The 12,189-nt window shown below is 35.6% G+C and carries 14 protein-coding genes; 7 read left to right on the plus strand and 7 right to left on the minus strand.

Annotated features, from left to right (window positions below):
* Positions 1-36: 36 nt before the first annotated feature.
* Entirely contained in the window at positions 37-1,398 is a 1,362-nt protein-coding gene (ffh, locus tag EG342_RS18955) for a signal recognition particle protein (RefSeq protein WP_103292246.1), read from the plus strand.
* Positions 1,399-1,479: 81 nt separating this feature from the next.
* Here ffh and EG342_RS18960 read toward each other — a convergent pair whose 3' ends face one another.
* The 6 genes from EG342_RS18960 to EG342_RS18985 all read right to left on the minus strand — a co-directional run bounded on the left by EG342_RS18960 (position 1,480) and on the right by EG342_RS18985 (position 6,443).
* Positions 1,480-2,124: an OmpW family outer membrane protein gene (locus EG342_RS18960; protein WP_103292245.1), complete on the minus strand. Its 645-nt coding sequence runs from the start codon at positions 2,122-2,124 to the stop codon at positions 1,480-1,482.
* Positions 2,125-2,138: 14 nt separating this feature from the next.
* On the minus strand, positions 2,139-2,801 hold the full coding sequence (locus tag EG342_RS18965) for a porin family protein (RefSeq protein ID WP_103292244.1): 663 nt from the start codon (positions 2,799-2,801) through the stop codon (positions 2,139-2,141).
* Between the two features lie 208 nt (positions 2,802-3,009).
* Complete coding sequence (locus tag EG342_RS18970; RefSeq protein ID WP_103292243.1) at positions 3,010-3,618, minus strand: outer membrane protein; 609 nt, start codon at positions 3,616-3,618, stop codon at positions 3,010-3,012.
* A gap of 449 nt (positions 3,619-4,067) precedes the next feature.
* A complete protein-coding gene (locus tag EG342_RS18975; RefSeq protein WP_103292242.1) occupies positions 4,068-4,565 on the minus strand; it encodes a hypothetical protein in 498 nt (165 codons plus the stop codon).
* Positions 4,566-4,704: 139 nt separating this feature from the next.
* The gene (locus tag EG342_RS18980) at positions 4,705-5,367 is read right to left on the minus strand and encodes a porin family protein (RefSeq protein WP_103292241.1); all 663 of its coding nucleotides are present in this window, start codon (positions 5,365-5,367) and stop codon (positions 4,705-4,707) included.
* A gap of 116 nt (positions 5,368-5,483) precedes the next feature.
* Positions 5,484-6,443, minus strand: coding sequence for a PhoH family protein (locus EG342_RS18985; RefSeq protein ID WP_103292240.1), 960 nt, complete (start codon positions 6,441-6,443; stop codon positions 5,484-5,486).
* 133 nt (positions 6,444-6,576) lie between these two features.
* On the opposite strand from EG342_RS18985, the gene EG342_RS18990 reads away from it, so the two are divergent.
* The 6 genes from EG342_RS18990 to EG342_RS19015 all read left to right on the plus strand — a co-directional run bounded on the left by EG342_RS18990 (position 6,577) and on the right by EG342_RS19015 (position 11,478).
* The gene (locus EG342_RS18990) at positions 6,577-7,404 is read left to right on the plus strand and encodes an SAM hydrolase/SAM-dependent halogenase family protein (RefSeq protein WP_103292239.1); all 828 of its coding nucleotides are present in this window, start codon (positions 6,577-6,579) and stop codon (positions 7,402-7,404) included.
* Positions 7,405-7,467: 63 nt separating this feature from the next.
* Entirely contained in the window at positions 7,468-8,775 is a 1,308-nt protein-coding gene (locus EG342_RS18995) for a dihydrolipoamide acetyltransferase family protein (protein WP_103292238.1), read from the plus strand.
* A gap of 35 nt (positions 8,776-8,810) precedes the next feature.
* On the plus strand, positions 8,811-9,002 hold the full coding sequence (locus EG342_RS19000) for a hypothetical protein (protein ID WP_103292237.1): 192 nt from the start codon (positions 8,811-8,813) through the stop codon (positions 9,000-9,002).
* Positions 8,999-9,346, plus strand: a complete 348-nt coding sequence (locus EG342_RS19005) for a hypothetical protein (protein ID WP_103292236.1) — start codon at positions 8,999-9,001, stop codon at positions 9,344-9,346. The genes EG342_RS19000 and EG342_RS19005 overlap by 4 nt, the downstream gene beginning before the upstream one ends.
* Positions 9,347-9,456: 110 nt before the next feature.
* Positions 9,457-10,083, plus strand: a complete 627-nt coding sequence (locus tag EG342_RS19010) for a hypothetical protein (RefSeq protein WP_103292235.1) — start codon at positions 9,457-9,459, stop codon at positions 10,081-10,083.
* A 42-nt stretch (positions 10,084-10,125) separates the two neighbouring features.
* On the plus strand, positions 10,126-11,478 hold the full coding sequence (locus EG342_RS19015; RefSeq protein WP_103292234.1) for a chloride channel protein: 1,353 nt from the start codon (positions 10,126-10,128) through the stop codon (positions 11,476-11,478).
* A 17-nt stretch (positions 11,479-11,495) separates the two neighbouring features.
* Here EG342_RS19015 and EG342_RS19020 read toward each other — a convergent pair whose 3' ends face one another.
* Positions 11,496-12,095, minus strand: coding sequence for a hypothetical protein (locus tag EG342_RS19020; RefSeq protein ID WP_103292233.1), 600 nt, complete (start codon positions 12,093-12,095; stop codon positions 11,496-11,498).
* Positions 12,096-12,189: the final 94 nt, after the last annotated feature.

Here is a 12,189-nt window from a genome sequence, read left to right on the forward strand (position 1 = left end):
TTCCTTATTTTTGCAAACCTATAATTTACAATCAATATGTTTAATAGTTTACAGGATAAATTAGACAAGGCATTACACAATATTTCCGGTAGAGGAAAAATTACTGAAATCAATGTAGCGGAAACCGTAAAGGAGATCCGTAGAGCATTGGTGGATGCCGACGTTAACTATAAAGTAGCAAAAGATCTTACCAAAAGAGTTCAGGATAAAGCATTAGGAGAAAATGTTCTTACTTCGCTTACTCCGGGACAATTAATGACAAAAATTGTTCATGATGAATTAGTAGATCTGATGGGAGGTTCTCAGGAAGGAATCAATCTTTCAGGAAAACCATCTGTAATCCTTATTGCGGGTCTTCAAGGTTCAGGTAAGACAACTTTCTCCGGAAAGCTTGCTCATTATTTACAAACCAAAAGAAATAAAAAACCTTTATTGGTAGCGTGTGACGTTTACCGTCCTGCAGCAATTGACCAGCTAAAGGTGTTAGGAGGACAGATCAATGTTCCTGTTTTTACTGAAGAAGGTTCCACAAACCCTTCTACTATTGCTGAGAATGCTATTAATTTTGCAAAAGCCAATAATCACGATGTAGTAATCGTGGATACTGCCGGTCGTTTGGCGATTGATGAGCAAATGATGAACGAGATCAAATCGGTACATTATTTCATCAAGCCACAGGAAACACTTTTCGTAGTGGATTCCATGACGGGTCAGGATGCTGTGAATACGGCAAAAGCATTCAACGATGCTTTGAATTTTGATGGAGTTGTTTTAACCAAATTAGATGGTGATACACGAGGTGGAGCTGCATTAACGATCCGTTCTGTAGTTGAAAAGCCAATCAAATTCATCTCTACAGGAGAGAAAATGGAAGCTTTGGATCTTTTCTACCCGGAAAGGATGGCAGACAGAATCCTGGGAATGGGAGACGTTGTTTCCTTAGTAGAAAGAGCTCAGGAACAGTTTGATGAGGAAGAAGCCAAAAGACTTCATAAGAAAATCGCTAAAAATGAGTTCGGTTTTGATGATTTCCTGAAGCAGATCAACCAGATCAAGAAAATGGGTAATATGAAGGACCTGATGGGAATGATTCCGGGTGTTGGAAAAGCCATCAAAGACGTAGAAATCAGTGATGACGCCTTTAAACATATTGAAGCGATCATTTATTCTATGACGCCTGACGAAAGAAGAACACCTTCTATCATTAATACTCAAAGAAAAAATAGAATTGCAAAAGGTGCCGGAAGAAAGATTGAAGATGTAAATCAGTTGATGAAACAATTTGATCAGATGGGCAAAATGATGAAGATGATGCAAGGACCTCAAGGAAAGCAGATGATGCAGATGATGAGCAAAATGCCGAATATGCCTGGAATGGGCGGAATGTTTGGAAAATAATCCCGAAACATACTATTCAAAATATAAAATCCGACTCAAAATTGAGTCGGATTTTTTGTTTTTTATCTCTAAACAGATAGATTATTTATCTGATTTTTGACTTTTACCTTTGATAAAGTAAGAGAACCCAACATTCACTCCAAAAGTTTTAACATTGGTTTTGACCTCTGTATTCAATATTGTTTCTTTATTTGAGAACTGATCATAAGAAAGTCCTAAATTGATTCCTAAAGACGAAGTAGCCATATAAGTCACTCCTCCTTTTACTTTCCATGCTAAACCATCCGTTGTTGTATCAGTCTGCAGTAAAGGATCACCGGCATATACACTATCAGTATTAAACTTTGTTGTATTCGATGCATATCCGATACCTGCTCCTAAAAACGGTACAAATTTCGTGGAATTAGTGAAATAATAGGTAGCTGTAGGCATTACAGAAAAATTCGAACTTGTAGATTTAGTACCCTGATACTTGGTCGTAGTCGTCATGTATCCTAATTCTATACCAACCGCTAACTTATCAATAACAAAATATCCTACGGAAGGAGAAACTGAAAAAGTGTTGGTCTTAGGCCCGTCAATAGACTTTCCCGCTACTTTTACAGTAGTTGTCGTATTGTTAAAACCCATCCCTGTGTTTCCACTGATCACCCAGTCACCTTTAGTCATTTGAGCATTAGAAAGCCCGAAAAGCGCAATAGCGCCTGCTAATAATAGTTTTTTCATGATTATTAATTGAATTATTTAAATTTATATCCTAGTCCAAGTTGGAAGAAGTTCATTTTCATTTTTTCGCCATCTACAGGATTTTTAATCATATTAGTCAGCCCAAAGCTATAACGAGCATCCACAAATAACCCTTTATAAACGGTATAATCTGCCCCTAAGAACAATCCGAAATCAGTAGACTTTAAAGAATCATCCAAAAATTTCTCTACATATTTTTCACCTTCTCTCACTGCATTTGGATCTGCCATTCCACCATTCATCCCGCTCATTTCAAATTTTACTTTATTATTTGTTTTGAAGCTTACATATGGACCTGCGTATATACCTAGTTCAGGAGTCACATAATACCTTGCGGAGATCGGAATAACAATTCTATTAAGATTTAGCTTTTCAGTCACGGTAACTCCAGGCAATGAGACTTCTGTTTTTCCACCTAAATTAGCATATTCAACTTCCCCCTGAATTGCAAACTTACCACTGAACTTATGTTCTACCAAGGCACCGATATAAAATCCGGATTTCGATTTGAAGCTACCTTCTACTCCACCATATTCAATATCATTCTCATTGAGGTTTAATTTTGACAAAGCGTACCCACCCTTTACACCAAAAGTAGTTTGCGCATTTAGCCCTGCAAATAAGACAATTGCAGATGCCATTAAGATTTTTTTCATGATTATTATATTTAAGTTATTTAAATGCAGATTTTGGAAATTTATTTCTAACCTGCATTTTCATTGTTTTGTTAGTCTGTTTTTTATTCCAAAAGTTACAGAAGAAATAATTTCAGGTTACAGGATTTCAACCTACAATCATCTTTCTAACGTATCAAAAAAAGCCCCAAGAAAGATCTCAGGGCTTGTTTATTATATGCTTTGTTTATTATTTTGCAAATACATATTTAACTCCGAAAGTTACAGAAGATAAGTTCAATCCGAAGTTATAGTTGTTTGTAGCATCACCATCTTTTGGCTTGTAGTTGTTGTAACCAAACTCACCGATAGTAGCTTCGATAGACCAGTTCTTGTTTAAGAAATAATCTAAACCTGGCTTCACAGTAACACCGATCTGAGTGTATTTAGCTTCATTAGAAGTTGTAGTGTTTCCTACTGTGTTTTCAATTTCAGTTTTTCCAAACTGCATTGGCACTGCTAATTGTCCGAAGATGTATAATTTTTCAGATAAAGTCCAGTATTTTCTTACGAAAGGAGCAACAACGAAAGCTGGCTTCTTAGTTACATTCTCAGTTAAAGTAGTCGTTGTGGTTGTTTTTTCAGTTTGGTATCCAATACCTAATCCAACTGCTAAGTTAGTGTCAACGAAATATCCAACTGTAGGTAATACGTTGAATTTTTCTTTTTTATAATTACCATTGTCAGTTTCTTTTTGAGAATACTCAACAGATCCTGATAAATATGTAGTTCCTTTAGCAATCTGAGCGTTTGATAAACCAAAAAGTGCGACAGCACCCGCTAATAATATTTTTTTCATTTTAAAAAATTTTAATACTTTCTGGAGGCAAATTTACAGTGGCTACCACGAATATTAAAATTTGTTAATGTGATTAATATCACTATTGTTTTTAAGCATTTTGTAAAAATAAATCATATTAAAAGAAAGGCTTTGAGTTTTTCACAATATTATGAATAAAAAAACTCCAATTTCTCAACCAGAGTCCAATATATTTACTCTTTCGCCTTTGTTAATTTCTGCTAAAACATCCCAATTTCACATATAAACTTAACGTACAGAGTTAAAACATTAACATTTAAGCCATTAATATTTTAAAATTAAACACTTGTTTACAAACGAAAAATTGAAGTTTAACAAGATTTAAGGTATAAATGACCTTATTCTACTTCTTCAGCCCTTACAATCTTATAAATAACAACAAGAAACTCCGGCCTTCGGCCGGAGTTTCTATAATTTATAACAACTTTCTATTTTAAAAAGAAATTATATCCCAGGTTGATTGCTCCTACATTCCAGTTATGTCTGTACCATCCGTAGTCACGTCTGTTACTGATACTCTGATATCCTAAATACAACTCTCCTTTCTTCATTTGATATCCAAATTTTGGCTGAGCGTAGAATCCACCATCTACTCCGTCTTTTGTAGAAATACCATAACCTAGGTCTAATCCTACAAAGATAGGAGCTCCGGCAAATTTATATTTTCCCGAAACGGCTACCGGGATAAATCCGAAATCATCAAAATGATCTTTTCCGAAGAAGTGAGAATATCCTGTCGTTACCCCAAGATCAAGACCTTTAGTAATGTTCCACATATAAGCTGCGTCTACACCTAATGTAAATGAAGATACGTCGCTCGCATCAGACACAGGAACACCAATGTGCCCACCAATTTTAAAACCTTCCTGTGCTTGAGCTGCACCTCCTAAAAGTGCAAATGCACCTAGTACTAATAGTTTTTTCATTTTTTTAGTAGCTTTTGAATTACGGCCCCAAAAGTACTAATAATTTTCTTCATAGCGATATAGGCAAGAATTTACATTCTGAACAACAAAAAAGCAGGGCAAAAATTTGCCCTGCTTATATCAATAATTTGTATAATTCTTAGTTTCCTCCAAATTTGAAACCAACACCTACTTGTATAAAGCTATTGGTAAGCTTATACCCTCCTTCAGCATGTTTTGCAAGGTTAGAAACACCAAGGTTATATCTTGCATCGAAGAACAACCCGTTTTCCAACATGTACTCAGCACCTAAAAACGGAGCAAGGTTTAGAGTATTTAACTGATCTTTGATATCCACTTCATCACTTCCCTCAAGCTCAACCAATGGTCCTAATCCTAAATCAGCAGAATACTTTTGTTTTGCAGATAAGATAAGTCCTACATTAGCTCCGGCAGAAACAGATAATCCTTCAGTGATAAAATATTTAGCAGAGATAGGAATCAATAGTGTATGATACGTTTGTTTTGCTTTAACGTTTAAAAATGTAGTTGGATCTTCAGGATCAGCAGCTTCTACATTCATTTTTCCACCAAGTGGAGAATATAAAAGTTCTCCTTGAAGAGCAAATTTATCACTTAGTTTATATTCCACCAATCCACCGATATAGTAAGTATGTAGAGGATCAGAAGTTTCAGAGTGACCATCGCCCTTTGCTTTTAATGTAGAATATGAATATCCTGCTTTAGCACCGAATCTCACTTCCTGAGCATTTACGTTTGCGCCCAACACAGCGACTGCTGCAATAAGTAAAAGTTTTTTCATTGTTAACTAGTTTTTAATTAAGGACTGCAAAGCTAATTATTTTTTACTAATTAACAAATTTTAGCTTAAAAAATTAAGGTTAACAAAAGGTTAATGGAAACTTTTACTTATCTTTTTTAGTCATTTCTCAATCTTTTATCTTCATCATTGTAGGCTAAAATAATCTTCCTTACCACCGGGTGTCTTACCACATCTTCTTCCGTAAGATGTATAAAACCAATTTCTTTAACGCCATTAAGAATTCTCATCGCTTCTTTTAATCCGGATTGCTGGTTCTTAGGAAGATCTATCTGGCTTGGATCTCCTGTGATAATAAATTTCGCATTCATCCCCATTCTTGTAAGGAACATCTTCATCTGGGCATGGGTTGTATTCTGAGCTTCATCAAGAATTACAAAAGCATCATCAAGAGTACGCCCTCTCATAAATGCCAGAGGAGCAACTTCAATTACTTTTTTCTCCATAAATCCCTCCAGCTTTTCGTGAGGAATCATATCTCGGAGAGCATCATATAATGGTTGCAAATAAGGATCAAGCTTTTCTTTAAGGTCTCCCGGTAAAAAACCAAGACTCTCCCCTGCTTCTACGGCAGGTCTGGTTAAAATAATTCTTTTTACTTCTTTATCTCTCAAAGCTCTTGCCGCCAATGCCACACTGGTGTAGGTTTTACCAGTTCCTGCTGGACCTATCGCAAAAACCATATCTTTTTTCTCTGTTTCCTTTACCAGCCTTTTAAGATTGGTTGTTTTAGCTTTTATTACTTTTCCATTAACCCCTTTTACAATAATATCCTGATCGAAAACTAATTGTTTTTCATTTTCATCTTTAATATTCAGGATATTTTCAACGTCTTTAAGGCCTATTGAATTGTTTTTTGAGATAAATTTTACAATATCATCCAGTTTTTGTTTCAGTATATCTAAAGCTTCCTGATTTCCCATGGCAAATACAAAATGATCTCTTCCTGTAATCTTAATGGTTGGAAAGCTTGATTTTAATAAGTTGAAATATTGGTTATTAACTCCATAGAAGATTTTTGGGTCGATATCTTCCAAATCAAATGTTAATTCAAACATGCAGTATTTTTATTTTTAGATTTTAAAATTAAAGCTTTTTTTCAAATTTATATCAAATTCTTTTCAACAATCTTTCGGGCTTTCTTTTTATTTTAAATAACTTTGCAAGACTACACTATTCGATACATTGCGCATGTCAATTATTACCCTTACTTCGGATTTCGGAAATTTAGATTACAGAGTTGCCGCTGTGAAAGGCAAAATTCTGTCTCTAAACCCTGAGGTTAATATTATTGATATAACCCACGATATCCAGGCTTTCAACCTTATACAAACTTCGTATATTGTAAGAAATGCATACAAATATTTTCCGAAGGGAACTATTCACATCCTTTCGGTAGACAGTTTTTACAATAAATCAAGAAAAAATATTCTTTACAAAGCAGATGGTTCTTATTTTCTGGCGTCAGATAACGGACTCTTAAGCCTTATCTTTTTCGACATTAAACCGGAAGGCATCTACGAGCTGACACTCAACAACCGTTTTGATGATATCATAGACTTTACTTCTACAGACATTTTTGTTCCTGCAGCGGTACATCTTGCTAATGGTGGTCTTCCTGAAGTAATCGGAAGAAAAATAGATACGGCAAAGCAGCTGATGTTTCCGAGAGCGGTCTACAATGAATCTGAAGGAATGATCATCGGAGAAGTTACCTACATTGATAATTTCGGAAATATAATCTCAAATATCAATAAAGATTTCTTCGAAAATATCAGCAAAGGGTATGATGGTTTTACAATAAAATTCAGGAACTTGAGTCTTTCAAGGATATTTTCGGGGCATACCGAGTTGGTTTCAGACTGGGAAAGGGAGACGGAATTCCATGGGCAGTCTGCGGCTATTTTCAATGACAGTCAGCTATTGGAGCTTACCATTTATAAGGGAAGCAAAAAAAATGGAGCTAAAAGCCTGTTTGGATTGAATGTAGGTGAAAATATTTATATTGAATTCACCTAACATTATATATTTCATAAAAAAACCGATTTTTTTTATATATTTGTCAAAATCTAAAAATCAAAAATGGCAGAATACAAATTATTGCTTCCTTCCATGGGAGAAGGTGTTATGGAAGCGACAATTATCACTTGGTTATTCAATGAAGGTGATAACGTAAAAGAAGATGATTCTGTAGTAGAAATTGCTACAGATAAAGTAGATTCAGACGTTCCGACACCAGTTTCGGGGAAAATTGTAAAAATTTTAAAGCAAAAAGATGAAGTTGCAAAAGTAGGTGAGGCCATTGCTATTTTAGAAATTGAAGGAGAAGGTGCCGTTTCAGAAGAATCAACAGCTACAACTCCGGCAGCGACCCCGGATGCTGAAACATTAAAAGCAATTGAAGAGCCATTACAAACGGTAGCTGCTTCAAATGTAGAATTCTCAGGAGACCTTTATTTATCTCCACTTGTAAAATCAATTGCACAACAGGAAAAAATTTCTGAAACTGAACTGAAAACCATCAAAGGAAGCGGTTTAGAAGGTAGAATCACTAAAGAAGATATATTAGCATACGTTGCTAACAGAGGTAGCCAACCTGCTCAACAAGCAGCTCCGGTACAGGCAGCCTCTACTCCAAAACCAGCAGTTTCTGCTCCGGCAGCCACGATTTCTGCAGGCGCAGGTGATGAGATCATTCCAATGGACAGAATGAGAAAGATCATCGCTGAAAACATGGTAAAAGCAAAACAAATTGCTCCACACGTTACTTCTTTCATCGAAACAGACGTTACCAACGTTGTAAAGTGGAGAAATAAAAACAAAGCAATCTTCGAAAAACGTGAAGGTGAAAAACTTACTTTCATGCCAATTTTCGTAAAAGCAGTAGTAAAAGCGATCCAGGATTTCCCAATGATCAATGTTTCTGTTAGCGGTGAAAATATCATCAAAAAGAAAAACATCAATATTGGTATGGCTACTGCCCTTCCGGATGGAAACCTTATCGTTCCTGTTATTAAAAACGCTGATCAGCTATCTCTTTCAGGATTGGCAAAAGCAATCAATGACTTAGCGTACAGAGCAAGAAACAAAAAATTAAGACCTGAGGATACTCAAGGGGCAACTTATACTATTTCTAATGTAGGAAGCTTTGGAAACCTTATGGGAACACCGATTATTCCTCAGCCGCAGGTTGCTATCCTTGCAATCGGAGCGATCGTTAAGAAACCGGCAGTTCTTGAAACAGCAGACGGAGACGTAATTGCAATCAGAAACTTAATGTTTATGTCTCATTCTTATGACCACAGAGTCGTAGACGGTTCTCTGGGAGGAATGATGTTAAAACATGTTCACGATTACCTTGAAAACTGGGATCTGAATACAGAGATTTAAGAAAAAATAATAATAACCAAACAACCCAACAGATTATGAAAAATGCAACTATTATTGCTATAATTTCATTAAGTGCTATCATCCTTATTGACCTTATTCAACTGGCAACTAGCTTTTTTGATTTTTATTCGATGAATCTGTTTCGTGTTTTTGGGGTATTAAACCTTCTGGGTTATGCCGGGATTCTGCAGTTTTTTGTTACATTATACAATAAACAAAAGGAATGAATCCCGAATTAAGAGAGCTTTTTGAAATAAAGCAGGAAGACGGAAACAAGAAGCCAATAACGGATCATAATGTAAAAAAACACATTGTAATACGTCTGGCAGTGCTTGTTTCGGGATCCATTGTTTTCTTCATTGGAATGAATGAGGCAAAAGGATGGGACGGATTGGGCTGGTTCTTCTTTATGATGATTTTCCATGCCCTATGGCTTCTTTTTATCATTATTGAGGCTGTGGTTCTCCAAGGTAATGGAAAAACCAAACTGAGAGACATCAATGTGATTTTCAGTATAGCCCTTATAGTACTCTATGCAATAGGAGCTGCTCTTTTCTTAGGAGGATTTTAAAAATATAAAAATCTCACTCGTTACTGAGTGAGATTTTGTTTTATAAGTTTTGTTATATTATTAGGATTTAAAATTATAATTTTATTCCGCAAAATATCAATTCTATAATCATGGAATTAGACTTCCGAAAACTTTACGTTACTAAATTATTTGATTTTTCCAAGGAAGATGAAGAGTTAATTTTTGAAATATATGATCATTTATCAGCAATCTATGACATTTCAGTAATAGACATTGAAAATTCTCCATATGATCAATTCAAATCTCATTATGTAGACTTTTTACAAGAGCCAAAACTCTGTTACAGTATTACAAACAAAAGGAATACAAGTACTTTCTATCTTTTCATAGTCAATCTTATAGGAACATCCATCAGGGGAGCCCGAACAACAGATAAATATGATAGTCTGGAGCTTTGGGGATTAAAGGAAACACATGAAGACTATGGTTTCATTTCAATTAATAAGAAAAAATTGGCAGATAGGATTGCAGGAATTTTCAGCCGTTTTAATATCAATTCTAAGGAAAACAGAGATTTTAAGGATTTTTATGTTTTGGGAAGTGATCCGTACAAAACCATGGCATTTTTAACTTCACAAAGAAAGGTTACCATAAAATCTATTTCTGATGAAGATTTTAACCTTCAGATTAAAAACAATATCATAGGTCTGAGAATACCAAAAGCTATGCGCGTTGATAACGCTTTAATGATTTCAAAATTTTTTGAAGAAATATAAGTTTCGGATTTTTGTCGTAATTTCATGCCACAAAACCGACAAATGCTGAAAATCCTGATCCTTATACGGAAATCCATTAAAAATTCTTTTGACAATATTCGAAATGAGCAGCTGAAGTACAATCTGCTTCAGGCTATTCCGTTCTGGATTGCCTCTGTTATTACCGGTTTTTTTGCTGTACTCTATGCTAAAATATTTGCCTGGGGTGAAAATCTGATGAATTTTATCTTTGACTGGCATGCCTGGATGATTTTCATTATTGCACCCATCGGTTTTGTGCTCTCATGGTGGCTGGTCAAGGAGTTCGCACCCAATGCCAAAGGAAGTGGAATTCCACAGGTGATGGCCGCTGTAGAACTCGCTAATCCAAAAGAACACAAAAAGATCAGAAGTCTTTTAAGCCTTAAAATCATTATTTTTAAAATCATTTCTTCCGTAGTTCTGGTTATTGGTGGAGGCGCAGTGGGACGTGAAGGCCCTACTATCCAAATAGCAGGTTCTGTTTTCAGGAAAGTAAACGAATATCTTCCGGAATGGTGGCCTAAGATTTCCAAAAAAAACATGATCATGACCGGAGCCGCAGCCGGACTTGCTGCCGCATTTAATACGCCTTTGGGTGGAATTGTATTTGCAGTAGAAGAACTTTCAAAAACGCATATCAACTACTTTAAAACAGCATTATTTACCGCAGTCATTATTGCCGGATTAACAGCTCAGACACTCGCCGGCTCTTATTTGTATCTGGGATACCCAAAAACCAATGATGTTTCTTTAATGGTTATGTTTCCGATTATTCTGGTAGCAGCCACCGCGGGAATTCTGGCAAGCCATCTTTCAGTCATTATGCTTAGAATTAACAACTGGAAAAAGAAAACATTAAAAACCGATAAGGCTAATGTTATATTTTTAGTGATTTGTGCCCTATTTATCGCGTCGATAGCCTATTTCATCAATAGAGAAATTCTTGGTTCAGGAAAAGAAATTATGGAACGGGTACTTTTTACAAAGAATAAACATGAAGACTGGTATGTTCCTATTTTAAGAATGCTTGGCCCTGCCCTTTCTTTTACTTCGGGAGGTGCAGGAGGGATTTTTGCGCCGGCTCTTACTGCGGGAGCAAGTATCGGTTCTGTCATTTCAGGAGCAATTCATTTAACGCCCAATGAAACCAATGTCGTCGTTCTTGGTGGAATGGTTGCTTTTCTCACAGGAATTACCAGAGCTCCGTTTACATCAGCAATTATTGTTCTGGAAATGACCGACAGGCATTCATTGATTTTTCATTTGATGCTTGCCGGTATGGTTTCCTCAATTGCTTCTATTCTGGTAAGCAGACATTCATTGTATGATGTATTGAAAACGAATTTTCTTACTGAAGCCAGACAACAGGATTAGCTGGCAATAATTAGACTTTAGTCTTTTTTCAACATAATCCTAAGGTCTTTCATCGCTTCTAATATCTGAGCTGTAGCTTCATAGTCGGTCATTTTAATGACCAGCTTACTCAACTCTCTTTTGGATTTGGTTATTTTATAAGTAATAATATTTAAATATGCGATATTATCTTTTCTTTTTGAAATTTCGTGAAATGCGATCACTTTGCTTAAATCCCACAGATCTCCTTCATGGACAACCCGTCCTTTCATATTCACAGAATTGATCTTAATATTATCACCATCAAACTCAGAGCGCAAGGACAAATCATTCCTGTCACGGTCAATTCCGTATTCATTGATCTTCGCAATGATCAGGCTTTTGGCTTCATCTGCGGTTTTATATTTTCCTAAAATTTCTGTTTTTCCATTGCTGTAGGCTATTTCGTAAACTTCCGATTTATCCATAGAATGACTTGGACCATCAGGATTGTCCAATTCCTTATAAGTAATATTGGAGGAGCCAATTTCTATAAGTTTAACATCTACAGTGCTTCCGTTCTTTTTGGTGATTTTGTCCTGAGAATAGAATAAACTTCCGGTCAGGAGTAATGGTAATACGTAATAATTAATTTTCATTGTATGATAAAATTTGTTTTTCTGATTAAAAGTCAAAACCAGAATGCAAAAATCAGTCCTCAACAACAAAAAACAATCGTAAATGCGGTTATTT

Source organism: Chryseobacterium lactis (genome assembly GCF_003815875.1).
GTDB classification, from domain to species: Bacteria; Bacteroidota; Bacteroidia; order Flavobacteriales; family Weeksellaceae; genus Chryseobacterium; species Chryseobacterium lactis.